This window comes from Lysinibacillus sp. FN11 (assembly GCF_024628845.1).
In the GTDB taxonomy this organism is placed as follows: domain Bacteria; phylum Bacillota; class Bacilli; order Bacillales_A; family Planococcaceae; genus Lysinibacillus; species Lysinibacillus capsici.
Genome location: NZ_CP102383.1, coordinates 443,549 through 468,262, shown reverse-complemented (window position 1 = coordinate 468,262; position 24,714 = coordinate 443,549). Strand labels below are relative to the sequence as shown.

Annotated in this window: 24 protein-coding genes; 2 read left to right on the top strand and 22 right to left on the bottom strand. The window is 37.8% G+C overall.

The features are described 5' to 3' along the window. Positions 1-181 precede the first annotated feature (181 nt). From NP781_RS02145 to NP781_RS02115, 7 genes are all read right to left on the bottom strand, one after another. Positions 182-1,831, bottom strand: coding sequence for a DAK2 domain-containing protein (locus NP781_RS02145; protein WP_257521291.1), 1,650 nt, complete (start codon positions 1,829-1,831; stop codon positions 182-184). A gap of 18 nt (positions 1,832-1,849) precedes the next feature. Then, a complete protein-coding gene (locus tag NP781_RS02140; protein WP_004269431.1) occupies positions 1,850-2,209 on the bottom strand; it encodes an Asp23/Gls24 family envelope stress response protein in 360 nt (119 codons plus the stop codon). Positions 2,210-2,317: 108 nt separating this feature from the next. Further along, positions 2,318-3,523 carry a GGDEF domain-containing protein gene (locus tag NP781_RS02135; RefSeq protein ID WP_221683423.1) on the bottom strand — a complete coding sequence of 402 codons (1,206 nt, stop codon included), beginning with the start codon at positions 3,521-3,523 and terminating at the stop codon, positions 2,318-2,320. A 171-nt stretch (positions 3,524-3,694) separates the two neighbouring features. Next, a complete protein-coding gene (locus tag NP781_RS02130) occupies positions 3,695-5,299 on the bottom strand; it encodes a M20/M25/M40 family metallo-hydrolase (protein WP_257521290.1) in 1,605 nt (534 codons plus the stop codon). Positions 5,300-5,336: 37 nt separating this feature from the next. Further along, the gene (locus NP781_RS02125) at positions 5,337-6,764 is read right to left on the bottom strand and encodes an amino acid permease (protein ID WP_257521289.1); all 1,428 of its coding nucleotides are present in this window, start codon (positions 6,762-6,764) and stop codon (positions 5,337-5,339) included. Positions 6,765-6,874: 110 nt separating this feature from the next. Next, positions 6,875-7,636, bottom strand: a complete 762-nt coding sequence (locus NP781_RS02120; RefSeq protein ID WP_257521288.1) for a dimethylarginine dimethylaminohydrolase family protein — start codon at positions 7,634-7,636, stop codon at positions 6,875-6,877. Positions 7,637-7,650: 14 nt separating this feature from the next. Then, positions 7,651-8,523: a dimethylarginine dimethylaminohydrolase family protein gene (locus NP781_RS02115; RefSeq protein WP_257521287.1), complete on the bottom strand. Its 873-nt coding sequence runs from the start codon at positions 8,521-8,523 to the stop codon at positions 7,651-7,653. Positions 8,524-8,831: 308 nt separating this feature from the next. On the opposite strand from NP781_RS02115, the gene NP781_RS02110 reads away from it, so the two are divergent. Both NP781_RS02110 and rpmB read left to right on the top strand, forming a co-directional pair. Further along, positions 8,832-9,575 carry an IclR family transcriptional regulator gene (locus NP781_RS02110; RefSeq protein ID WP_221679796.1) on the top strand — a complete coding sequence of 248 codons (744 nt, stop codon included), beginning with the start codon at positions 8,832-8,834 and terminating at the stop codon, positions 9,573-9,575. 186 nt (positions 9,576-9,761) lie between these two features. After that, entirely contained in the window at positions 9,762-9,950 is a 189-nt protein-coding gene (rpmB, locus tag NP781_RS02105) for a 50S ribosomal protein L28 (protein WP_004227417.1), read from the top strand. A gap of 91 nt (positions 9,951-10,041) precedes the next feature. On the opposite strand, the gene NP781_RS02100 is transcribed toward rpmB, so the two are convergent. From NP781_RS02100 to NP781_RS02030, 15 genes are all read right to left on the bottom strand, one after another. Further along, entirely contained in the window at positions 10,042-10,110 is a 69-nt protein-coding gene (locus tag NP781_RS02100) for a hypothetical protein (RefSeq protein ID WP_230874924.1), read from the bottom strand. A 51-nt stretch (positions 10,111-10,161) separates the two neighbouring features. Beyond that, positions 10,162-10,815 carry a thiamine diphosphokinase gene (locus NP781_RS02095; protein WP_221679794.1) on the bottom strand — a complete coding sequence of 218 codons (654 nt, stop codon included), beginning with the start codon at positions 10,813-10,815 and terminating at the stop codon, positions 10,162-10,164. Continuing rightward, the gene (rpe, locus tag NP781_RS02090; RefSeq protein WP_257522489.1) at positions 10,812-11,480 is read right to left on the bottom strand and encodes a ribulose-phosphate 3-epimerase; all 669 of its coding nucleotides are present in this window, start codon (positions 11,478-11,480) and stop codon (positions 10,812-10,814) included. Before rpe ends, NP781_RS02095 begins: the two co-directional genes overlap by 4 nt. Positions 11,481-11,482: 2 nt before the next feature. Beyond that, positions 11,483-12,367 carry a ribosome small subunit-dependent GTPase A gene (gene rsgA / locus NP781_RS02085; protein ID WP_202342356.1) on the bottom strand — a complete coding sequence of 295 codons (885 nt, stop codon included), beginning with the start codon at positions 12,365-12,367 and terminating at the stop codon, positions 11,483-11,485. Positions 12,368-12,378: 11 nt separating this feature from the next. After that, positions 12,379-14,367, bottom strand: coding sequence for a Stk1 family PASTA domain-containing Ser/Thr kinase (gene pknB / locus NP781_RS02080; RefSeq protein ID WP_257521286.1), 1,989 nt, complete (start codon positions 14,365-14,367; stop codon positions 12,379-12,381). Positions 14,368-14,369: 2 nt separating this feature from the next. After that, positions 14,370-15,119, bottom strand: coding sequence for a Stp1/IreP family PP2C-type Ser/Thr phosphatase (locus NP781_RS02075; RefSeq protein ID WP_131521593.1), 750 nt, complete (start codon positions 15,117-15,119; stop codon positions 14,370-14,372). Positions 15,120-15,125: 6 nt separating this feature from the next. After that, the gene (rlmN, locus tag NP781_RS02070; RefSeq protein ID WP_202342358.1) at positions 15,126-16,268 is read right to left on the bottom strand and encodes a dual-specificity RNA methyltransferase RlmN; all 1,143 of its coding nucleotides are present in this window, start codon (positions 16,266-16,268) and stop codon (positions 15,126-15,128) included. Beyond that, positions 16,268-17,629, bottom strand: a complete 1,362-nt coding sequence (rsmB, locus tag NP781_RS02065) for a 16S rRNA (cytosine(967)-C(5))-methyltransferase RsmB (protein ID WP_257521285.1) — start codon at positions 17,627-17,629, stop codon at positions 16,268-16,270. The genes rlmN and rsmB overlap by 1 nt, the downstream gene beginning before the upstream one ends. Continuing rightward, positions 17,626-18,567, bottom strand: coding sequence for a methionyl-tRNA formyltransferase (gene fmt, locus NP781_RS02060; RefSeq protein ID WP_066037831.1), 942 nt, complete (start codon positions 18,565-18,567; stop codon positions 17,626-17,628). Before fmt ends, rsmB begins: the two co-directional genes overlap by 4 nt. Before the next feature lies 1 nt (position 18,568). Continuing rightward, positions 18,569-19,063 (bottom strand): peptide deformylase, encoded by a 495-nt coding sequence (def, locus tag NP781_RS02055; RefSeq protein WP_004227388.1) that lies wholly within the window; start codon positions 19,061-19,063, stop codon positions 18,569-18,571. Positions 19,064-19,147: 84 nt separating this feature from the next. Continuing rightward, complete coding sequence (gene priA, locus NP781_RS02050) at positions 19,148-21,559, bottom strand: primosomal protein N' (protein WP_257521284.1); 2,412 nt, start codon at positions 21,557-21,559, stop codon at positions 19,148-19,150. Further along, a complete protein-coding gene (gene coaBC, locus NP781_RS02045) occupies positions 21,556-22,560 on the bottom strand; it encodes a bifunctional phosphopantothenoylcysteine decarboxylase/phosphopantothenate--cysteine ligase CoaBC (protein ID WP_221679788.1) in 1,005 nt (334 codons plus the stop codon). The genes priA and coaBC overlap by 4 nt, the downstream gene beginning before the upstream one ends. A gap of 134 nt (positions 22,561-22,694) precedes the next feature. Next, the gene (rpoZ, locus tag NP781_RS02040; RefSeq protein WP_004227380.1) at positions 22,695-22,922 is read right to left on the bottom strand and encodes a DNA-directed RNA polymerase subunit omega; all 228 of its coding nucleotides are present in this window, start codon (positions 22,920-22,922) and stop codon (positions 22,695-22,697) included. 4 nt (positions 22,923-22,926) lie between these two features. After that, positions 22,927-23,544, bottom strand: coding sequence for a guanylate kinase (gene gmk / locus NP781_RS02035; protein ID WP_004227379.1), 618 nt, complete (start codon positions 23,542-23,544; stop codon positions 22,927-22,929). Positions 23,545-23,587: 43 nt separating this feature from the next. Next, positions 23,588-24,463: a YicC/YloC family endoribonuclease gene (locus NP781_RS02030; protein ID WP_004227378.1), complete on the bottom strand. Its 876-nt coding sequence runs from the start codon at positions 24,461-24,463 to the stop codon at positions 23,588-23,590. Between the last annotated feature and the right edge of the window lie 251 nt (positions 24,464-24,714).

Below are 24,714 nucleotides of genomic sequence, written 5' to 3'. Positions count from 1 at the left end.
ACTATGAAAGCGTTGATAATCCAATATTTCCAAATTTTATATCCTGTGGGTACGTACATTGAATGATTCATATTTAGTACGTTTTTAATAAATTTAATCCAACATTCTCTTTGTAGCATAAACAAAAGCAGTACACGTTTTGTGCACTGCTTTCTTTACGGAATAGCAAAGTAGCATGTAATTATTCTACTGAAATAATATATGGATATAACCCTTGTTTGCCATTAAATAATTCAACTTCTACATCTGGATAGTTCTCTTCTATGAAAGCTACCAACTCAGAGGCAGCTTGTTCAGTTGTATCTTCACCATAGATCACTGTAACAATCTCAGCATCTTCATCGACTAAATCCTTAATTACTTTTTCAGTTGCATCCTTTAGTGCTGGTGTAGAAAGGACAATTTTACCTTCTGCCAATGCCATAAAATCATCTTTGCGAATTTCAACACCATCAATAGATGTATCACGCACTGCATAGGTAACTTGACCTGTCTTCACATTTGCAAATGCTTCTGACATTGTTTTTTTATTTATATCAACAGCCGCCTCTGGGTTAAACGCTAAAATCGCTGCCATTCCTTGAGGAATCGTCTTAGTAGGAACAACTGCTGCATCAATTTCTAATAGTTCAACCGCTTGCTCTGCTGCCATCACTATATTTTTATTATTCGGTAAGATTAATACTTTTTCTGCCCCGATTTCTTGTACAGCTTTCACGATATCTTCAGTTGAAGGATTCATTGTTTGACCGCCTTCAATGACATAGGAAGCACCGATAGAGCGCAGTAAATCTGCTACACCCTCACCCATAGCAATCGTGACAATAGCATACGGATGCTTTTCTACTTTTTTGGTAGGCGTGGGCGCTTTATGTTCTTCACCCACGATTGCTGAATGCTGCTCACGCATATTATCAACTTTAATTTTTATAAGACTACCGTATTTTTGGCCAATCGATAGAACAGAACCTGGTTGCTCGGAATGGATATGAACCTTCGCAATTTCCTCATCTGAAATAACAAGTAAAGAATCACCTAAAGGATTTAATTCATTACGGAATTGTTCTTCATTAAAAGGTTCTTTTCCTTCTTCTAAGCGTACCATTATCTCTGTACAGTAACCAAATTCAATATCAGCAGTGTTCATGAAATCTTGGGCTCTATGATGTTCTGCATTGATTAAATCATCTAGCGTCGCATCATTTTTCTCCGGAAGAGCCTCCCCCTTCAAGGAAGCTAAAAATCCTTCATACACAAATAGTAAGCCTTGACCACCACTATCTACCACACCCACTTCTTTTAAAACAGGCAGTAGGTCAGGTGTACGATCCAACGATGCCTTTGCCTCTGCTGTAAAAGCTTCCATTACGGCAATGATATCGTTTTCAGTTTCTGCTACTTCTAGACCTTTTTTCGCAGCTTCACGTGCCACCGTTAATATCGTTCCTTCTACTGGCTTCATAACAGCTTTATATGCCGTATCAACACCCGCTTGGAATGCTCCAGCAAAGCCCTTTGCATCAATTGTTGACTCCTTCTCAATAAACTTCCCAAAACCACGGAATAACTGAGATAGAATAACGCCTGAATTCCCACGCGCTCCCATTAACAAGCCTTTTGATAATGCCTGTGCTGTTTTACCAATATGCTCTGAAGCAGCATGCTCTGTTTCCTTTGCACCAGATGTCATCGATAAGTTCATATTTGTACCTGTATCACCATCTGGAACAGGGAAAACATTTAATGAATCTACATAATTTGCATTTTGGTATAGGTGATGCGCCCCCATTTGTACCATTTCAGCAAACTTTATACCGTCTAAAGACTGCATTCGATTTAGTTCCTCCTCTTAATTCGCTACACGAACGCCCTGTACAAAGATATTGACAGATTTTACGCTCATACCTAATGTTTTATCTACTGTATATTTCACTTTCGATTGTACTTGATAAGCCACTTCCGAAATTTTTGTTCCGTAACTAACAATAATGTACATATCTATATGTAAATCGTCGTCCTGTTGTCGAATTACAACACCTTTTGCGAAGTTTTCTTTACGTAAAATATCAGTTAGACCATCACGAATTTGATGTTTAGATGCCATGCCAACAATACCGTAGCATTCTACAGCAGCTCCACCAGCAATTTGTGCAAGTACATCTGTTGAAATATCAATTTGGCCGAATTCATTGTTTAATTCAATTGACATAGAAATGCCTCCTTGGCTCTTTTTGACTAAACTATATTGTAACACTTTCGTTATAATTTAAGCAACCTAAGGGGGTATTGAAGGGCTTCGTAGCAACGTTTTATGACTTCAAATAGACGCATTTGCTTCTTCATCAAAAATTGCCATTTTGCAGAAATAGTTATTTCGTCCGTTTTGCTTTGCCAAATATAGCGCTTGGTCAGCTAATTCACAACATGTTTGTAAATGCTCATATTTTGCGATTTTAGCTTGACACATTCCAATACTAACAGTAACTTGTTGGGCAATAGTAGATTGTAAATGCGGGATATTAAGTTGTCGAATTTCTTCTAAAATTTCTTCACATACAGGTTCAGCAACCTTATGAGTATGCTGGCTTATCATAACAAATTCCTCGCCACCCCAACGGGCAACAAATGCATTATACTTCCCTGCAATTTCCTCCAATAGAGATGCGACTTTGACAATTGCAGCATCTCCCTGCAAATGTCCATAATAATCATTAAATTTTTTAAAGCAATCAATATCAATCATTATGACTGTTAAAGGTTGTGTTTGATAAAGTTGCTGTCCTATCTTATTCAATTTTTGATTAAATGCACGTCGATTAGGTAGATTCGTTAAAGAATCTTTTAATGCTTGCTCTGCCAATTCATTATTTTTAATAGCCAACAATTCTGATAGTCGCTTCGTTTTGGTCATTTCCTCATTCAATAAAATATGCTGGGTATGGATTTGTTTACGAACCTTATAGGTCTGATATTGAATCATTACACCAATAGGTATTAATAATGACATGGGTAATATAATTTTTATATTTTCACTCGATATTCCAGCACTCATATATGCACTCACAATAATGGCTGATGCAGAAAGCAAAATAATCCAGACAATTTTTCGTAAAGGTAATGCGAATACCGTACAAATAATGATTAAAATAACCTCATACAGTGCTGCATGACGGAAAAAGTAAACATCTAATACCGATATCGCAGTAATCAATAGCATTATTGTGTAAATATAAACAACAACCAACCGTTCATACTTCTGTATATTAACAGGAGTAATATGAATTCGCTTTTCTCGGATAAATAATAATACTGCAACATTTATATAAAACATGGCAATATGAATGGCAATATAGACGGGAACCATGGCTCTTTCCGCCTTCACAAAAAATACCTCTCCATAATGTATTAACGAAATAATGGCTGATACATACATGAGTGTCCAAGCAACTATTCTCATCCCTTTTAAATTCGACTGAACCATTTCTTCGCGAATAGAAAAAGCTAATTTTTCTTGATTTTCCATCATGCTCTCTCCTCATGCCCACTTTCAAATAATTATAATGTCCTATATGTATCGTCATGATAACGAAAAATACAAGTCATTCTAAATTTTTCTGATAAATAAAAAAGTTGATACCTTTATAGCATCAACTTTTTACATTGTATTCAATTAAATATCGAAAAATTTATATGGCTAAAATAAGCTTTTAATAAGCGTGTCAAGCATAACAGGCATCTCTTTAAACGCACTATCCACATGCAATCTCTCTGTTTTTTGATGGGCATCCTTACCAAATGGGCCGACATTTAAGACAGGACCTTGTAATGCCGCCATCTCTTTGAATGGAATATGATACGTATCGCCCCATACGGGTGTGTTCCGCTCAAATGCTAGCCACTCATTAGATGCATCTGAATAGTTTACATAGCTTAAATCACAAATTCCGTTAAAGTAGTGGATCTGCTCCACCTCAATATCAAATGTTTGAGCTGTTTGCTTCATTAATTCAATCGACTGTTTCACTAATGGATGGTTGGATGAATTAATGGCTGGATAGTAAGGTGGCGCATATAACAGGACTGTGGCAGGTGCTAATTCCTGACAGCGAATCATGAGCTGATCCACAATACGAATCGATTTTTCACGATCATCCCATGCAGGATGCTGCTGAACCTGCAGCTTAATCGCTTGTACTTCCTCAGCTCCTAACTTATCAATCGCATGCTCCAATAATGCCTCGTAGCGTAAGACCTTTACCTTGCCCACACCCTGAACATTTTCTCGTGTACAAATGTCCTGATAGTGCGCATTGCAAGCAGCCATTGCCTGTAACGCAACTTCCTCAAAAATAGCCATTACCTCAGCCGCTGTCCGTTTTAACAAAAAGACATTGTAAAGTGCCGCCGCACGGTATGGTGTTTGTGTAGAATACTCCATTTTTAAATCTTTTAATTGTAGAGAAACGGGTAGTGGTGTGCTTTCACCTAAATCTGTTTCACGGAAAAGGGGATTCCACTCCATATGCTGTGTCATATAGGAAGCGATAAAGGTAGCTGTCATCCCTTTTAATGGCTCACCGACATGTGTCTCTTTTCCGTAGAATAAAGCAGCAGGCATGATTTTACCAATTGTACCTGAATAAATATATTCATTCGTATCCGAAGGCCCTTGTGAAAACGATGGCTCACTATTTAAAAATAATTTATAAGTTAAACCATGCTGTTCCCGCAGTCTCACGAGTTCCACAACAGCCGCTCTCATACCAGCAGAGTTAACTTCCTCATCAGGAACCGTTGTTAAAATCAAATTAATCGGCCATTGCTCTAAGCTTGCCTTTTCGATCAACTGCATGTGTAAGGCAAGGCCCATTTTCATATCCATTGTGCCGCGTCCAAATAAATAATTCCCAGACGCCAAATCAATGCGAGCTGCCTCTGGTAAATCTTTTAAGTATTTAGGTTCCATTAGCTTTTTCGTTAGTTCTTCTGGATAAAAGGCTAACGGCTCTAGTTCACCATATTCCTCCGTATGCACGGTATCGAAGTGACTGATTAACACAACAGTTTCTGTTGCCGTTGGATGCTTATAGAAGGCTGTCACTGCATTTCTGCCAAGCCCTGCATCATGTAATTCAATCAAGTCTGGATGCTTTCCAAAGTATGGAAGCGTTAACAATTTATCTTTTAAGCGAAAGGCAAATTTATTTTCGCCCGCTGTTAATGTTCGGCTTTCCCAGCTCACAAGTTCACATAATAGGGCACGTAGTTTTTCGGGTGTATCCCACATAAAAGTATTCATAAAATTCTCCTTTAACTCCCATTCATTAGAGGTACGATTAACGAACTTCTAGTGTTTCTTCACTTTTGCTATCTGTAGCAGCAGTCGCCGCTTTTTTTAATTTCAATTGATAAAAGATTATACAGGCAATAAAGAAGCCAATCCCGTATAGTAAACCAATCCTTTGCGTTGGATCAAACGCTAAAAATACTAAAATTAAAACACAAAAGATTATACAAAATACTGGAATCAACGGGAATAGTGGTGTTTTAAATTTTAGATCAGCCACATTTCCTCCCGACTTCACATAGCGATAACGGAACATTAACTGAGAAGCACATATCCCCATCCATGAAATTGTGACAGATATACCTGCTACCGACATTAGTAATACAAATACAGCATCGGCTTCCATTACACTAGTTAATAAAGATAAGAGTGAGAATACCATCGTAAAAATAAGCGCATTTAAAGGTACTTTATTTTTCGTTAATCGACCAAATAACTTAGGCGCCATCCCCTCTTGTGACATGGAAAATAATAAACGTGTTGATGCATATAAACATGAATTACCGACTGATAAAATAGCTGTCAAAATAACAAAGTTCATGATACCAGCGGCATATGGTACACCAGCTAAATTCATTAACGTGACAAATGGACTTTCCATAAGCCCAAGCTCTGATGCTGGGAATATTGCTGATAATACAATAATGGAAGCAATATAGAAAACGATGATTCTGAATAGAATTGTACGAATCGCTCGTGGAATATTTTTTTCAGGGTTCTCGGTCTCCCCTGCTGCAATACCCACCAGCTCTGATCCCTGATAAGAAAAAATTACATTCATCATTGTGACAAAAATAATCGTAATACCTGCTGGGAATAAACCAGAAGGTGCTAAATTTGTGAGATGTGGAGTAGGACGATCTGCTAATGGAATTAAACCAAAGATTGCCGCTCCACCAATAATGATAAATGCAATCACTGCAACAACTTTTATACTAGCAAACCAGAACTCTGCTTCAGCAAAGCCCTTCGTTGTTAAAGCATTTAAGACAAATAAAAGAACCATAAACACAGCACACCATATCCAAATTGGTACACTAGGAAACCAATGCTGCATTAAAATACCTGCAGCCGTAAATTCAACGCCTGCTGTGGCAGCAGACCCGACAAAATACATCCAACCTAATGAAAAACCAGCTGAAGGACTGATGAAACGTGTTGCATATGTTTGGAAAGAACCTGTAACAGGCATGTAAACAGCCAATTCCCCAAGACAATTCATGACCATAAACAAAATTAAACCACCAAACAAGTAACCAATCAGTGCGCCTCCTGGTCCTGCCTGATTAATGGTATAGCCTATATTTAAAAATAAGCCTGTTCCAATAACACCTCCAAGTGAAAGCATTAACAAGTGACGACTTTTCATCGAACGTTTTAATTGATTATCGTGAAGCTGATCCCCTTTATTCAACATCCATCCCTACTTCCCATATAATGTAAAAATATTAAATATTCTGATTTTTTAAGAATGAAAGTACCCAATCAATTTTCTCTTTTAAATTGATTGGGTATTGGTAGATTTACTTAAAAACGTAATGATAAACAGCTTAAACCACCATCATGTTTTCTAAATTCAGACATATCAAGTTCAATTGTTTGATAGCCAAGGTCCAGTAATTTACGATTTGTTTCTGGATAGCCAGCTGGAATAATAATATAATCATTTACTTGAATACAATTAGCTGAATATTCATCCTCTGTAGGAATCACGATTTTTTCGTAAGATTCAAATGCAGGATGATCGACAAATTCACCAGCTAGCACCATACGATTTTCCCCAACATAGGCAATTCCAGTTTTTAAGTGGAAGAATTCTTTTAATGGAATAATAGTTGTTTCATAACCTTCTTGTTCAACAATCTCTTTAAATTGCTGAGCGCCTTCTTCATTTGTGCGCTCTGAGATCCCTACGTAAAACTTTTTCTCTGCTTGTAATACATCTCCACCATCAAGTGTTCCAGAACCTTTAATATAGTAAATTTTTTCATAGAATTGCTTTACGGCTGGTTCGATTTCTTCAATTTCGCGGTTACGAGCTGCTGCTCCAGGATTCGATATAATAGCAAATTCAGGCGTTAATACAGCTGTATCCTCTACAAATGTTGAATCAGGGAATGCTTCATTTGCTGGTAATTGTGTTACTTCTACACCGCATTTTTTTAAAGCCTCTACATAGTGTTCATGTTGTTCAAATAATTTATCTAAAATGGGCTTTCCTAAATCACTAGTTGTTAAACCGTTTACAAAACTATTTCCTGGATTTTTAACAATAACATTTTTAAACATTTTCATCTTCTCCTTTATCCTCTTACTACTGGGCAAGTTAGGCACGTCGGCCCACCTGTTCCTTTAACAGTAATTTCATCGCCTTTATATTCGTACACAGTTGCTCCAGCATCAAGTAGCTGTTGCTTTGTTTTTTTGTTGCCTTGAGGAATCACACATACCCTTGGTGCAAGCGCTAACACATTACAGCCTAACGAATCATATTCATCTTTAGGTACTTCTACTAGCTGGATGCCACGCTCAATTAGCAGTTGTCTGAAAAATACTGGCATTAAACGCGAATGCACAACAGCTAAATCTCGATCTACCATACTTATGAAAGACATTAAATGTAAACATTCAGCTTCACCAAGATCATGTGGTAGTTGTACAACTATAAATTCATCTACCATATCGGCTGTCATTTCCTTTAACTGACGAATGGCTTCATCGTTTGTTCGATAACCTCTACCCACAACGAGCGTTCGATTATCTAGCCAAACAATATCTCCACCGTCTGAAACTGCCTCTCCAGTAAGTTCACCAATTACTGGAATACCTTTTTGCTGTAAAAAGTCCTTGTATACTGCTGCCTCTGGTTGTCTTAATTTTTTGCCTGATTTCAGTATAATGGCACCATTTGGTGTGAATTTAACTGGATCATGTGCATAGACAGAATCTAATCCTACTTCATCTGCTACAGGCAGATATTCAATAGTCTCCACATATTTTTCAAGAATCCCAATAAATTCAGCGTATTCCCTTAGAGCTTCTTCATAATTAGGCTCAGATAAGTAGTTAAATGTTTTCCATTCCTCACTAAGATGTGCTTGGCTTTGGAAAGCATCTTTCGGATCTTTTACAATAACGTGTTTCAAAGGCGCATACATTGATGAACAATAATGCATTCCTTTCACCTCATTTCCGTGTAGTGGAAAACGTTTCCGTTAAGAGGAAAGTTTATATGAAGAATATATTCGTTTTATGCTATACTGTCAATATATTTAGAAAACTTTTATTTTTCTTTCAATCTGGATTGCCTTCACCCTTGGAAAAAAAGCTGTATTAACATTTATTCAATAAGCCTTAAAGGATCTTTTTGTAGCTTTCGTGTATTAAATAAAGCATTTGTTTAGACTTCTGATTTGTACGGGAATATTGGAACTAGACGTAGGTGGAGAATAAAAATAAAATAGGATGAAGGGAGGTGGGACAAATGCAATTATTAGAGCGGGCAATGACAATTGCCAAGGTTTTAGCTGCTGATGCAAACGACAGTAGCTTGTCCATTTCAGAGCTTTCTACAAAATGCGATTTACCGCTAAGTACTTTACATAGAATTTTAAAAGCCATGATTAAACAAGGGATGATTGAACAAGATGAACAGACAAAATATTATCGGCTTGGAACCATATGGATGGAACTTGGCTTACAAGTGTATGATACGATGGATTATATTAGCAAAATTAGACCTGAGTTAGAACGATTAGCCAGGGAGGTTGAAGAAAGCGTTTATTTAAGTAAACCAGCTGGATTAGATACGATTATTATAGAACGGATAGACAGTGCAGCAAATCCGATTCGTATTTATGATCAATTGGGTATCCGCATACCTATGCATATCGGAGCGGCCAATAAGGCCATACTTGCCTCAATGTCCGCGATACAATCCAAAGAAATTCTAGAGCAACTAGTAACTAAAGATGAAATGGCCGAATTAGAGGAGCAGCTTCACCAAATTCGGCAACAAGGCTATGCAATAAGTCACGGAGAACGAACTGCAGGTACTTCTTCCATTGCTGTCTCTATTTTAGATGGTTTTGGTGAAGTGATAGGAGCAGTTAGTATTGGTTTTGTAAACTTTAATGTCTCTCAAGATCATATTAATACATTAATTGAGCGATTAGTTGATACTGGTAGACGTGTATCGCTAAAACTTGGTTATCGAGGAAAAGGATAGGAGAACTATTCTCCATTAAACTTCTCTACTTTTCATAAACGTTTTATGTCTGTAAAGGTTTTTTTCTTGAAAGGTTATGTGAAAACTGTTGCACTGAACGCCATCGTATGTTAAATTATTATGGTATGTGAAATACCGAACTGAAATAATAATCTTTCAGCATCAACAGTAAGGAGGGAATACAACATGCCAAAACAATGTGTAATCACTGGACGTAAAGCTCGTACTGGTAACAACCGTTCCCACGCTATGAACGCTAACAAACGTACTTGGGGTGCTAACCTTCAAAAAGTTCGTATCTTAGTTGACGGTAAACCAAAACGTGTATGGGTTTCTGCTCGTGCATTAAAATCAGGTAAAATCGAGCGCGTTTAATCGCTGCTTCTAAAAAATCGATTTCGCATTGAGCGCAATCGATTTTTTTCTTGATTAGTATTCTATAAGAAAGTAAAAAATCCGACTAACACTAGTCGGATTTTTTTACTTTCTTATCTTTTTTAAATAGGTTAATACACGTACGCGTGATACTACTCACGAATTTCGGCAATTGGAACGTATATACTTTCAGGACTCTCTCCCCCTTACGCTAATCTATGCTTCTTATCATTAAACATATGCCTTGCGAGAAAGATATAGACCCTGAAGTTCCTATTATTTCATTACTTGTAAATCGAGATGTTCCTAAGGAAATTTCCTCATTCGTTGTTTCATATTTTACTTGTCTTAATGTTACACCTTGAATAGGCTCCTCGTGAGCAAAAAAAGACAAGTAACGGTATCGATCATCTGCATAAATTGTATGTGTGCCTGGTAGTAAAAATTGCAACATATTAGTATGATTGATTATCTTTAACTCAATTTGAGGATGCTCTTTTTGTAACCGATAAATAGAACGGACAGCTGCCTCGTAATGATCTAAACGCCCACCCGTCACACCTGTCAAAATAATTTCTTGTGGTTCAAACGTATAGGCTTTCAGCAATGCTAAATCCGTGTCTGTTTCATTTTTCTCTTCTTGGAAACGTTGTTGATCATTGGTTTGTGCCATCACTTGTCGATATTCTTGATCTGTTAAAGAATCAAAATCACCTACAATGGCATGGGGCGTAATTCCCTGCTCAATTAAATATAAGGCGCCACGATCAGCCCCGATAAACACAACATCCTGTTGTTGCTGAAACGATGAAAATGAACAAAGCTCATTTTTTGGACCACCTGCACAAACAACGACTGTCGTCATCCTTTAATCGCTGCCTCGCCAGCTAATAAAATCTCTTGAAGAGCAGCTGTTCGATCTTCTTTACTATAGATGGCTGACCCAGCTACAAAAATTGTCGCTCCAGCCTGTGCACATGGCACAATTGTTTCAGCAGTAATACCACCATCAATTTCAATGGCAATATCTAAGCCCCGCTCCTTAATTATTGTTGATAATGCTTCAATTTTAGGTACAACAGAATGGATAAATTTTTGTCCACCGAATCCAGGATTAACAGTCATTAATAATACCATATCAATATCTTCTAAAATGTGTTGAATTGATTCTATCGGTGTATGTGGATTTAATACAACACCCGCTTTTACACCAAAAGAACGGATTAATTGAATTGTTCGATGTAAATGACGGCATGCTTCTACATGTACCGTAATATAATCTGCTCCAGCTTTTGCGAACTGTTCGATATACTGATCTGGATTTTCTATCATTAAATGCACATCTAATGGTAACTTCGTTAATGGACGGATAGCATCCAATACAATGGAACCAAATGAGATATTCGGTACAAAGTGACCATCCATTACATCAATATGAATAAGTTGTGCACCTGCTTGCTCTACTTCCTTTACTTCTTCACCTAAATTTGCAAAATTTGCTGCTAAAATTGATGGTGCTATTTGTATCATCATTAATACCTCGGCTTTCGATCCATAATTTCTTGCATAAATTGTTCATAATGCTTGTAGCGGTAGTCTCGAATTTCCCCTGCTTCTACCGCTGCCTTTACTGCACATTTTGGCTCTTTCAAGTGTAAGCAACCTCTAAATTTACAATCATCCGCCACTCTAGCCATCTCAGGAAAACATACACCCAATTCTTCTTTCTCAATTTCGTCAAAATCAAAGGAACTAAACCCAGGCGTATCTGCCAATAAACCATCACAGACCTCTATCAGTTCAACATGACGAGTGGTATGTTTCCCCCGTCCTAAGCTTTGGGAGATAATACCCGTTTTTAAGTTCAACTCAGGAATGAGCGTATTAAGTAAAGTTGATTTCCCAACGCCCGATTGGCCAGCTAAAACAGTGGTTTTCCCCTTTAAAATAGGACGTAATCGTTCAACTAATTCTTCTTCATCTTTATATGTTTGCAAAACTGTATAGCCCATGCTTTCATAATCTGCTATATAATTTTGTAATTCCTCACGTTCATCATTTTCTAGCAAATCCATTTTTGTTAAACAAATAATCGGGTGTACATGGAAGGATTCTAACACAACTAAAAAACGATCCAGTAAAATGGTATTGAAATTCGGTTCTTTTACAGAAAACACCAAAATGCCTTGATCAATATTCGCAATTGGCGGACGTACTAATTCATTTTGACGCTCTAAAATCTTTTGTATAGTCCCATCAGAGCCTTCAGTTTCCATTGTATACTCTACAATATCGCCAACAAGTGGGGATTCGCCACGATTACGAAATACCCCGCGTCCTCGACATTGAATCAGTTGATGTCCATCAAATACATAATAATAACCACTTAATGCTTTTCTTATTTGGCCTTGCGCCATCCAATTCCTCCTTAATCGACATCATTATAATTAACTTTGCCTTCTAAAATTATTTCTGAGTCACGAATTATTCTATAACTTGCATCTTTGCCATCTTCAATTGTAAGCTGAATATTGTATGGCGTATCACTTAGAATTTCAAATACTTCAACAGGTTCAGACAATGTATGATTTTTATCCTGAATTTCGATTCGAATATTTTGAGCTATTCCCTCTTCTGTAGGTTTATACTCAATGACTACAGGTATGAGACGTAGTTTATCAGGCTGTTTTGCTGGCCCTTTACTAATTACAACCGATATCATAGAACCTTCTTCTACCAAAGTACCCGCTTTTGTCAATTGCGAAATTACACTGCCAGCTGGGATGGTTTCATGATGTTCTTCACGAGATATACGCCAATTGAGACCTGCTCTTTTCACATAGTCATCCATATCAGCTTTCGTATAATTTACAACGTTTTCAACCCTTACCATTCTAACTCCTTGGCTAACTTTAAACGTGATTGTTTCTTCTTTCGCTACTACCTCAGAATTTGGTGGTATGCTTTGCTCAATGATTCTTCCTTCTGGCTCATTAGAAGGGACATCCTCTTTTATTACGTCTTTATACTTTCCTTTTATTAAAGCTTCAACTTGACTATAATTTTGTCCTACATAATTATCAACTGTCGTCATCTCTACACCTAAACTAACGATTAAGTCTACCTCTGAGCCTTTTTCACGTAATGAATTTTTTGATGGGTCCGTTTCAATAACCTTCCCCTTCTCTATTTCCTCATGATTTCGCTCCTGATGCTCTTCACCAACAACAAATCCATCTGCTTCTAATTTTTTTGTCGCTTCCTCTATTGTTAAATTTGCTACATCTGGTATAGCCACTTTTTTCGGGCTAAATAAATCTTTTGCAAAAATAAAGAATAAGAAAATGACAATCGCTGCAATGAATAGTCCTGCAACATATTTGGGCCAATTTTTCTTCTTTGCCTTAACAGGAACTGGCTTTTCTACAGGCTTTTTAGGTTGTGGTTGAGATGGAGCTTTAGCTTCCATAATTGGTTCAATAACTCTTGTTTTAGTTAAATCTTCGTCTTTTTTATGCATCTGCTCTTTAATGATAGGAATAGCCTTCGTTACATCATTATCCACAGGTATGACAAATTTGGGATCATTGATTCTAGATGGTGATAGTACGGTTTCCAAATCTTCATACATTTCTTCCACTGTCGTATAACGATGGGATGCATCTTTGGCAGTAGCCTTTAATACTACATTTTCCAAGCTTTGGGGAATCGTTGCATCAAAAGCTCGGACAGAAGGTGTTTCGGCTTGTAAGTGCTTAAGTGCTATTGAAACAGCTGATTCACCAGAAAATGGAAGTTCACCTGTTAATAATTCATATAACACAATACCGAGTGCGTAAATATCTGATTTGTTTGTAGCTGTACCGCCACGAGCTTGCTCTGGTGATAAATAATGCACTGTACCAAGCACAGAATTTGTTTGAGTAAATGATGTAGCACTTAACGTCATGGCAATACCAAAATCCGTAACTTTCACATTACCTTCCGCATCCATTAAAATATTTTGCGGTTTAATATCACGGTGGATAATATGGTTTTCATGGGCATTGGCAATGGCAGACGTTAATTGCTTCATAATATGCACACTTCTAGCAGGAGAAATTGGTGCAATTTCTTGTATGTACTGCTTTAATGTTTTTCCTTGAACATATTCCATCACAATATAGTGTAGATCTCCATCGTCACCTACATCATAAACACTAACAATATTCGGATGTGTAAGACTTGTAGCAGACAGTGCCTCACGTTGAAAACGTCGATGTAATTCATCCTCATTGGAAAAATCATAGCGTAATATTTTAATGGCTACATCACGATTTAAGATCATATCGTGTGCTAAATAAACATTGGACATACCTCCGCCACCAATGAGTTCTAAAATTTTATAACGGTCACTAATTCTTTTACCTACAAGCATTCTTACACCTCCTCATCCCTTTTTGTTAATAGCACGAGGGAGATATTGTCTTCTCCCCCGCTGGCATTTGCTAATTCTACAAGTTTACGTCCCTTTTCCTTAATGGAGTCTGGATACGTAATTATCGATGCCATTTCATAAACAGTTAGTTTATTGCTTAAGCCATCTGAACAAATGAGTAAATACGATTCTGATGCTAAATCTACTTCATAAAAGTCTGGTTCGATTGTGTCCTCTGTCCCAACCGCTTTTAAGATGAAATTTTTCTTTGGATGTGTCAAAGCCTCTTCTTCGCTTATCTCACCATTTTCGACCAAGACGTTCACATATGAATGATCTCTTGTTATTTGTTGTGCACCATCTTCAAAGAAATAATACACACGACTGTCACCCACATGTGCAATGAAGCAATGTTGTTCTTCGATTAACACTGCAATAAATGTCGTGCCCATTCCTTTACAGTCTTCATGTGATAAAGAATAGTCATATATTGTTTTATTCAATTGCTTAACTGTTTGTAATAACCATTCTTTTTTTGATGTTGTGGATACAAAATGATGTGTGTCTGCCTGTAAAAAAAAGGATTCCATTTGTTGAATTGCCATATCACTTGCTACATCACCAGCATTATGACCACCCATGCCATCCGCTACAAGTGCTAGTGCAAGCCCATCTGGACGTTTAAAGAATGCAGCACGGTCCTCATTAATGGATCGTTTTAAACCAATATCACTTTCGACTGTGTATTCCAATACTGGTCACCTCGTTTCTTCAGATCTCTCTTGTGCACGTAATTGACCACACGCAGCAGCGATATCTGAACCTTGCTCTCGGCGGATCGTTACGTTAATACCATTTTTCTTTAATGTTTTTTCAAAAGCAAAAATTTGACTACGAGATGTACGAACATAATCACGTTCCGGTACATAGTTTACAGGAATTAAGTTGACATGACATTTAATTCCTTTAATTAAAGCAGATAGTTCCTCTGCTATTTCTACTGAATCATTTTCACCAGACATCAGCCCATACTCAAAACTCACTCGTCGACCTGTTTTTTTTGTATAGTATCGCACAGCATCCATTAATTCTTCCAATTTATAAGCACGGGCAATTGGCATTAGCTTTTGACGTGCTTCTTGGTTTGGCGCATGCAGAGAAACAGCAAAGTTAATTTGTAATTGTTCATCCGCAAATTGGTAAATTTTAGGCACAATACCCGATGTTGAAACCGTGATATGACGTGCTCCGATATTTAAACCTTTTTCATGATTGATCACTTTTAAGAAATTCATCATTGCATCATAGTTATCGAAAGGTTCACCAATACCCATAATGACAATATGAGATACTCGCTCGCCCAATTCATCTAATGTTTGCTGTACTTTGACAACTTGCTCCACAATTTCTCCTGCTAATAAATGTCGCTTCAAACCACCTAAAGTGGATGCACAAAACGTACAGCCAATTCGGCAGCCTACTTGTGTTGTTACACAGACAGAATTTCCATATTCATGGCGCATTAACACAGTTTCTATTGAATAGCCATCTTGTAATTGGAATAAAAATTTAATGGTACCATCTTTAGATTCTTGTTTAATAATGGTTGATAGTGTGGATAATGCAAAATTTGCAGTTAGTTTTTCGCGTAATCCCTTTGAAAGGTTTGACATTTCTTCAAATGTCTTTACACGTTTATTATACAGCCAGTCAAAAATTTGAGCAGCACGGAAAGGCTTTTCGCCATTTTCCTTTAGCCATTCTTCTAATTGATGAGGTTGTAACGAATAAATGGATTCTTTTAAATTTGGCTTTTCTTTTTTCACACGTCGAACGGGCTTTTCTTCTGCTTCTTCGACTAAATCGTTAATACGTTCATTAAATTTCTCTTGATCCACCATTAGTTGGATTCTCCTTTTTTACGAAAGGCGGCGACAAAGAAACCGTCACTGCCAAAGTCTTGTGGAAAGACTTGAAGCATGCCATTAGCTTGCTTTTCCGCTAATTTTGTTGGTAAAGATTCTAGTTGTATAGCTTCCATTTCTGGATGTGCTGTTAAAAAGGCTTTCACAGTGCCTTCGTTTTCTTGTATGTCTACTGTACACGTACTGTATACAAGCTTACCATCTGTTTTCAAAACTTTCGTTGCTGCATCAAGTAAAGCTAATTGGATTTTTTGAAGACTTTCTAAATCCTCTTCTCGCTTTGTATATTTAATATCTGGCTTACGTCGCATAACGCCTAGTCCACTACATGGTGCATCGACTAAGATAGCATCAAAAGACGCTGATTGTAAAAATTCTGGTGCTTTCCGTCCATCTATTGGGGCTGTTTCAACAATATCAAGCCCTAGACGCTCTGTATTATGGTCGATTAAATCTAATTTATGTGGATGAAGGTCTGTTGCTAAAATAGACCCTTCATTTTTCATTATTTCGGCAATATGTGTTGTTTTTCCACCAGGTGCCGCGCACATATCCAAGACACGCATACCTGGTGATGGATTTAGCACATTAGCAGGTATCATTGAACTTTCATCCTGAATAGTAATCAAACCTTCTTTGAAGGCTTTTGTACGAGCTGGTTGACCGTTTGTAATGTATAAGCACTCTGGTATAACATCGCTTTGAATAGCCGTTAATCCTTCTGCCTCTAACTCGGCAATTGCTTGTTGTACAGTTGCTTTTGTTGTATTTACACGCACAGTCTGCACAGGCGGTCTATTATTTTCATGCAACATTTCAGTCGCTACTTCAAGACCGTAGTTATCAACAAATCTTTGAACTAACCACATTGGATGACTTGTTTCTATAGAAAGACGCTCAATTGGATCTGCTATGTCATCTGTTGAAGGGACTCCACTGCGTAACACGGATCTTAATATGCCATTGACCATAGAAGCGATTCCACGATGCCCTCGACGCTTGGCAATTTCTACTGCTTCGTTTACTGCAGCGTGTGGAGGGATACGTGTTAAATAATGGATTTGATACAACGAGATTCTTAATAACCAGCGAACCCAATGATCAATTGAACCGCGAATAAATGGCTCTAAGTAATAATCAAGTGTCATTTTATACTGTAAAGTTCCATACGTTATTTCAGTCAATAAAGCACGATCTTTTGCTTCAATTTTATGCCGTTTAATCGTTTCATTTAGCAATAAGTTGCTATAAGCCTGATTTTTATCAACTGCTAATAGAATTGACAATGCGGCATCTCGTACATTGCCATCCCAAATCACTACACTTTTTTTACTCATTTGAATTGGTCCCCAATCTGTAATTTAGAACCTGTCCCACGTAAATATTCCTCTGCGGTCATGCGCTTTTTACCAGCTGGTTGCACATCATATAATGCTAAAGTTGTCCCGTTGCCAGCTGCTACCTCAAAATGATCTTTATCAATGGCAACAACTGTACCTGGATTCGCCTCATGCTTACTTTTGCCAATCGTTGCCCACCAAATTTTAAAATTACCATCCTCAAAAGTGGTATAAGCAACAGGCCACGGATGAAGACCGCGCACTTGATTGTATAAAGTAATAGCATCATTTGTCCAATCGATCCGTTCTTGTTCCCTTGAAATATTACTTGCAAAGGTAACTTGTGCTTCATCTTGAACTGTACGATTATTTGTACCATTTATAATAGAAGGAAGTGTCTCCTTAAGTAATTCACAGCCAACCATACTTAGCTTATCAAAAAGTCCACCAGTATGATCATCTTCTTCAATAGGGATTGCTTTTTGAGAGATAATATCTCCCGCATCAAGCTTTTCTGCCATATACATGATCGTTACTCCTGTTTCTTTTTCACCATCCATGACGGCTTGGTGAATTGGAGCACCTCCACGATATTTTGGTAATAGTGATGCATGGACATTAATGCAGCCTAGAGCTGGTGCATCTAATAATTCTTTGGGTAGTATCTGTCCAAATGCTGCTGTTATCACTAGATCAGGCTGTAAAGCAAGAATCTGCTGTAACTCCTCGGAGCCACGCAATTTTTCGGGTTGAATAATTGGCAAGCCAAGTTCCAACGCTGTTGCCTTTACTGGCGGCGGTGTTAGTACTCGTTTACGCCCAACTGGACGATCTGGTTGTGTTACAACTGCTTTAATAGCATATCCTTCATCATGTAGCATACGCAAAATAGGTGCGGAGAAGTCAGGTGTCCCCATAAAAACGATAGATGTCATTTTATTCCTCCTCTTCGGCGTACATTTCTTCTAGTTCTTCTGCTGTGACAATACGCTTGATTTTTGAATCGAAAAGCACACCATCTAAATGATCAATTTCATGTAAGATCGCACGTGCATCAAAGCCACCTGCCTCTAATTCATAAACACGTCCTTCACGATCACATGCTTCAATTTTGACATAACTAGGACGTTCTACTTCTCCATATAAACCTGGAAAGCTCAGGCATCCTTCAATATCTACTTCTGCTCCGTCCGTTTCAACGACAGTTGGATTAATCATTTCTAAAATATCACGTTCTTCACCTAGTTCAACAATTGCTACCCGTAACCCTACGTCTATTTGTGGTGCCGCAATTCCAACGCCATCATATTCCACCATTGTGTCATATAAATCATCAAGTAACGTAATTATTTCATCATTTATTTCTGTCACTTCAGCACACGGTGTTGATAGTACCTTTGCAGGGTTTTCAATTACTTTTTTTATAGCCATTATTATTTCCTCATTTCTGCTTTAAAGCTAGTGCACTAGCTAATTGATACTTTTATTAGAAATCGTGCTACTATTACATGCTAACTATATAGTAGATGGATCTAAATCTACCGTCATTAATATTCCTTGCTTAATCCACTCTGCTCTATACATGGCAAGTAGACGTTGTAACACAGGAATTAGATTTGGTTCAATTTTATATTTTATCAAACATTGATAACGATATCTATTTTGGAGACGAGCAATACTCGCAGTTGTTGGTCCTATTATTGCGACTTGATTCGATAAGTTTCCTCGTAACCAATCAGCCACTCGACCAGCATATTCAGCAGCCATCATGACATCTTCATGGGATAATTGAATAAGAGCTACAAAATAATAAGGTGGATAGTTGGATCTGCGACGTAAAAACATCTCACGTTCATAAAATGGTTCATACTCTTGGGTTTTAGCTAATTCAATTGCGTAATGCTCAGGTGTATACGTTTGAATGATGACTTCCCCTAGCTTGTCATGTCTCCCAGCCCGGCCACTTACCTGTGTTAATAGCTGAAATGTTCGCTCTGCTGCGCGGTAATCAGGTAAATGTAAGGATGTATCGGCACTAAGTACACCGACTAGCGTAATATTTGGAAAATCTAGACCCTTTGCAATCATTTGAGTACCCAGCAAAATATCTGCTTGCCCTGCCCCAAATGTCTCCAATATTTCTTCATGTGCCCCCTTATGCTTCGTAGTATCTACATCCATACGTAATACTCTTGCCTCAGGAAACAACTTATACAGTTCCTCTTCCACCTTTTGTGTACCTGTACCAAAATAACGAATATGATCACTTTGACATTGCGGACATATTTGTGGAACATGTTCCTCGTAACCACAATAATGACATTTCAATTTTTCAGTTGTTCGATGATAGGTTAATGAAATATCACAATTTGGACATTGGACAACTGTTCCACAATCTCGGCAGAGTACAAATGATGAATAGCCACGACGGTTTAAAAACAGCACTATTTGCTCTTTTTTCTCAAGTCTTAAACGGATTGCTTCAATCAGTGATTGGGAAAACATCGAACGATTACCTTGTCTCAACTCTTCACGCATATCTGCAATAAAAACAGTCGGCAAAGCCTGATGTAAAGCACGGTGTTTTAATGAGAGTAGCTTATATATTCCCTTTTTAGCTCTTGCAAATGATTCTAATGCTGGTGTTGCACTCCCTAAAATAATAGGACATTTATAAAATTCGCTACGCCAGATGGCTACATCTCTTGCATGATAACGCGGTGAATCTTCTTGCTTATAAGTTGATTCATGTTCCTCATCCAATATAATAAGCCCTATATTCGTAAAGGGAGCAAAAATAGCTGAACGAGCTCCAACTACGACCTTCACTTTGCCTTGTTGAATTTTACGCCATTCATCATATTTCTCCCCTACAGATAATCCACTATGCATCACAGCAACCATCTCACCAAAGCGACTGCGGAATCGTTCAGTCATTTGTGGCGTTAAAGAGATTTCAGGTACCAACATAATAGCTTCTTTTCCTTCTTCTAATACCTTTTGGATAGCCTGCAAATAAACCTCTGTTTTGCCACTCCCGGTCACACCATGTAATAAAAAGGTTTGCGCCATTTGCTGGTCCATAGCTGTAGTAATAGCTTGGAGAGCAACCTGCTGCTCATCCGTTAATTGTAAGGCTTGTGTACGTGAAACTTCCTTCGTAAATGGATCACGAAATACTTCCTCTTGAATAAATTGAGCAGCTCCTTTGTCAATTACTGCCTCTAATACTGATATAGAGACCCCTGCTTCGTCACAAATTCGTTGGGGAGTAAAAACCTCTCCTAAGTGTTGGCACATCCATTGCAATAATAGCCGTTGTTTAACTGCCCTGGATGACTGCTCTAAGGCACGTTCAATAAGTTGTTGGTCTGCTGTTATTTGAACCATTCGAATTTCTTTCACATTTCCCTGTTGCTTCACAACATATTCGATTGTAACAATGTTATCTGCAACCAATTGTTTCAATAGGGGTAGTAAACCTGCTCGCTCAAATTCTTTAAAATTTGCTCGTTGACGCTTCCCGAATATAGCCTGTACCTCTAGTGGCAATTGTTGACCTTGTTGTAGCTTAATCATTTTTTCATACTTGGCTCGAAGTGCAGATGGTAACATCACTTGCAAGGCATCTATTTCATAGCAAATCGTATCGTTCTTCAACCACTTCGCCATTCGCAACATTTCTTCTGTCAGGACTGGCTCCATATCTAAAATTTGATTGATTGCCTTTAGTTTATTTAACGGTACATCTGTTTCTTTCTTCAATCCAACAACAAAACCCAGGACATTTCTTGGACCAAATGGCACTTTAACACGACTTCCTAATTCGATAACACTAATCCATTCTACAGGTACTTGATAATCAAATGGACGATCTACATGGTAAGTAGAGACATCTACAATGACCTCTGCTATCAAAAAGCTCATTGTTCCTCACCCTTTATAATATAAGACCATAATGTCTGAGCAAAAAGTTGTGGGTTAATTGTAGCCAAAAACTGTCCGTTAAGCTGCGCTTTTTCACTAAAATCAATCCATCTCTCAGAAAGTATATTAAGCATTGGTGTTCCTTGCACTTTTTGTCCGAAAGTGATCGCTTTTATGCCTTCTACTGAAATGATGGGGGTTTCCTTTATAGTCGGCACATTTGCTGCATGGATCAATATTGCTTGAGGATATTGGATTTTATAAGCTTCCAATTGCTGAATAGCATCAAACAAATTTGCATTTTCTATTTCAATCACATGTGCGCCTAGCATTCTTGCTTCATGTGCTAAAGCTCGTCCTATGGCTCCATTTGCCTGTGAACTAATTACATGCTGTTCATCCAATGGTACATGCAGGGCACCTGCTGTCACTATGACTGTTTTACCTGTTAGTGGTTTTGTTTTTCCCGAAAAAAAATCTTGAACAAGTGCAGTGATTTTTTCTGGCTCCTCTAGACGGCCCTTCCCGACATAGCCACATGCTAAAAATCCTTCGGAAGGCTCAATAAATTTGTAGCCATCAGCTGATAGCCTATCCAAATTCCGTTTTACCGCAGGATGGTCGTACATGTGTACATTCATAGCTGGTGCAATCCATACGGGTGCTGTCGTAGCAAGCAGGGTTGTTGTGATCATATCATCTGCTATACCATTGGCCATTTTGCCTATTATATTTGCTGTAGCTGGCGCTACTAAAATTAAATCAGCCCAGTCTGCTAAGTCTATATGAGCAATCACACTTGAATCTTTTTCATCAAATGTGTCAAAATAAACATCATTTTTGGACATCACTTGAAAACTTAATGGATTTACAAACTGTCTAGCAGAGGCTGTCATGATGACTTTTACATTGGCTCCTGCTTGTGATAGCTTGCTTACGAGTGCCACAGCCTTATATACGGCAATCCCGCCTGAAACACAAAGTAAAATATTTTTATTCATGCTAGGTGTCGTCCTTTCAAATGATAAGCTCCCAAAGAAGGATTCCCTGGGAGCTTTCGGCATTCTGTATAATCAAAATCTACTGCTAACTAGACTAGCATGCATGTAAACATAGTAAAGCACTTTACATGATGTTAGATTTCGTCCTCATACACAGTTGACTCATCCTGTGATACTTTCGTAAGTACACCTGCCGCTACTTCTTCAAGTGCTTTCCCTACATATTTATGGGAAACATACTTGTGTAAGCGTTCTGTGTCTTGCTCTTCTTGCATTTGGCGAGCACGTTTAGAAGCAAGGCTCACTAATGAATATTTTGAATCGATTTCTTTTTTTAAAGCATCTACTGATGGGTATAGCATTGTTTTATTCTCCTCTCAACATTGACAAATATCTTTTTTCAACACGTTCTCTACGACAATGCTCGGCTTTAATAATCGCATTTATACGATCACAGGCATTCGTCACTTCATCATTTTCCACAACATAATCATACAAGCTCATCATTTCAAGCTCTTCACTTGCAGTAGCGATTCGTTTGGCAATGATATCCTCCGTTTCTGTCCCACGTCCAACTAAACGATCTTTTAATTCCGTTAAACTTGGAGGGGCTAAGAAAATAAATAAGGCATCTGGTGCTTTTTTACGAATTTGTGCTGCACCCTGCACTTCGATCTCTAAAAATACATCACGACCTGCATCAAGTGTTTCATTTACATAAGCTAATGGTGTTCCATAATAGTTACCGACAAATTCAGCGTGCTCTAATAAGCCACCTTGTTCAATTAACACTTCAAATTCATGACGCGTCTTGAAAAAATAGTCTACACCATCTACTTCACCTTCGCGAGGATTTCGTGTTGTCATCGAGATGGAATACTCATAATTCGTATTCGGCTGAGAAAATAATTCTTTTCGCACTGTCCCTTTACCTACACCAGAGGGGCCAGACAGAACAATTAATAATCCACGTTCTTTTATCATTTATTCTCTATATCTCCCTTAATTTATAACAGACACGTGCAAGTTATTCGATGTTTTGCACTTGCTCACGCATCTTTTCTAAAATTGTTTTCGCCTGAACAACAGCAACCGCTGCTTCTGTAGATTGATTTTTTGAACCAATCGTATTAATCTCGCGATGTATTTCCTGCATTAAAAAGTCCAATTTACGCCCAACCGAAATCTTTTCAAGTAATGTTTCCTTCAGTTGATTGAAGTGACTATCTAATCTGTCTAATTCTTCGGAGATGTCTACTCGTTCTGCAAAAATTGCTACTTCCGCTAGTAAACGATCTTCTAGCAATGTGCCATTTGCAACTTCATTAATTCGCTCTATTAATCGTGTACGATATTTTTCAACAGCAAGCGAAGAACACAAACGAATCTGATTGACTTGCTCCATTAACTGTTCTTTATATTGTACAACAACCTCTTGTAATTCTTGCCCTTCACGCTCACGCATTTGAACGAGCTGTTCAATCGCTTGTGAAATCGCTTGTTCAACAGCACTGAGCAAATCCTCTGGTGTAAGCTGGGGTTTTTGCTGTACAAGTGCCTGCTCTAACGATAAAAGTTCTTGCATCGTCCATTTTTCTTCAAGTGGTACTTTACTTGCTAATTGCTCTTTTGCCTTACGATACGCTTCAATTAATGACCAATTAATCTCAATAGATTGCTCTACGTTCTCTAAGTCCTTCACATATACCATCACATCAATTTTGCCGCGTGACAAAGCTTGAGAAATTAGTTTCTTTGCAAAAATTTCAGCTTCAAGCCATTCTTTCGGAAATTTTGCATTAATTTCTAAAAAACGATGGTTGACCGAGCGCATTTCCACGGTTAATTGAAAGTCTCTAGTTGTTGTGACACCTCTGCCAAAACCAGTCATACTACGCACCAAGGTTCGTCACACCTTTCTTTGCATACTGGGATTATTATAACATAAGCTTTGTCGATTATGACGACTCTCCAAAAAAATTTGGATAAAGTAAAAGCTAATTCTACCACAATTGAAGCTATATTTTAATATTCACCTAAAAAATGCTATGATAAACATACCAAAAGAGTATTTGCAGAAGCTTAAAAATAGTGAATGCAGATACATTAAGAAAAAAATACGAAAGTACCAAGATGCTTGATATCGTTGGAAAG

What these genes read in the sequence shown, in the direction of transcription:
- NP781_RS02145 (WP_257521291.1), bottom strand. Translation starts at nt 1,831, where the DNA reads ATGCAGTCTTTAGACGGTATAAAGTTTGCTGAAATGGTACAAATGGGG.
- NP781_RS02140 (WP_004269431.1), bottom strand. Translation starts at nt 2,209, where the DNA reads ATGTCAATTGAATTAAACAATGAATTCGGCCAAATTGATATTTCAACA.
- NP781_RS02135 (WP_221683423.1), bottom strand. Translation starts at nt 3,523, where the DNA reads ATGGAAAATCAAGAAAAATTAGCTTTTTCTATTCGCGAAGAAATGGTT.
- NP781_RS02130 (WP_257521290.1), bottom strand. Translation starts at nt 5,299, where the DNA reads ATGAATACTTTTATGTGGGATACACCCGAAAAACTACGTGCCCTATTA.
- NP781_RS02125 (WP_257521289.1), bottom strand. Translation starts at nt 6,764, where the DNA reads ATGTTGAATAAAGGGGATCAGCTTCACGATAATCAATTAAAACGTTCG.
- NP781_RS02120 (WP_257521288.1), bottom strand. Translation starts at nt 7,636, where the DNA reads ATGTTTAAAAATGTTATTGTTAAAAATCCAGGAAATAGTTTTGTAAAC.
- NP781_RS02115 (WP_257521287.1), bottom strand. Translation starts at nt 8,523, where the DNA reads ATGCATTATTGTTCATCAATGTATGCGCCTTTGAAACACGTTATTGTA.
- NP781_RS02110 (WP_221679796.1), top strand. Translation starts at nt 8,832, where the DNA reads ATGCAATTATTAGAGCGGGCAATGACAATTGCCAAGGTTTTAGCTGCT.
- rpmB (WP_004227417.1), top strand. Translation starts at nt 9,762, where the DNA reads ATGCCAAAACAATGTGTAATCACTGGACGTAAAGCTCGTACTGGTAAC.
- NP781_RS02095 (WP_221679794.1), bottom strand. Translation starts at nt 10,815, where the DNA reads ATGACGACAGTCGTTGTTTGTGCAGGTGGTCCAAAAAATGAGCTTTGT.
- rpe (WP_257522489.1), bottom strand. Translation starts at nt 11,480, where the DNA reads ATGATACAAATAGCACCATCAATTTTAGCAGCAAATTTTGCAAATTTA.
- rsgA (WP_202342356.1), bottom strand. Translation starts at nt 12,367, where the DNA reads ATGGCGCAAGGCCAAATAAGAAAAGCATTAAGTGGTTATTATTATGTA.
- pknB (WP_257521286.1), bottom strand. Translation starts at nt 14,367, where the DNA reads ATGCTTGTAGGTAAAAGAATTAGTGACCGTTATAAAATTTTAGAACTC.
- rlmN (WP_202342358.1), bottom strand. Translation starts at nt 16,268, where the DNA reads ATGGTGGATCAAGAGAAATTTAATGAACGTATTAACGATTTAGTCGAA.
- rsmB (WP_257521285.1), bottom strand. Translation starts at nt 17,629, where the DNA reads ATGAGTAAAAAAAGTGTAGTGATTTGGGATGGCAATGTACGAGATGCC.
- fmt (WP_066037831.1), bottom strand. Translation starts at nt 18,567, where the DNA reads ATGACATCTATCGTTTTTATGGGGACACCTGACTTCTCCGCACCTATT.
- def (WP_004227388.1), bottom strand. Translation starts at nt 19,063, where the DNA reads ATGGCTATAAAAAAAGTAATTGAAAACCCTGCAAAGGTACTATCAACA.
- priA (WP_257521284.1), bottom strand. Translation starts at nt 21,559, where the DNA reads ATGAGCTTTTTGATAGCAGAGGTCATTGTAGATGTCTCTACTTACCAT.
- coaBC (WP_221679788.1), bottom strand. Translation starts at nt 22,560, where the DNA reads ATGAATAAAAATATTTTACTTTGTGTTTCAGGCGGGATTGCCGTATAT.
- rpoZ (WP_004227380.1), bottom strand. Translation starts at nt 22,922, where the DNA reads ATGCTATACCCATCAGTAGATGCTTTAAAAAAAGAAATCGATTCAAAA.
- gmk (WP_004227379.1), bottom strand. Translation starts at nt 23,544, where the DNA reads ATGATAAAAGAACGTGGATTATTAATTGTTCTGTCTGGCCCCTCTGGT.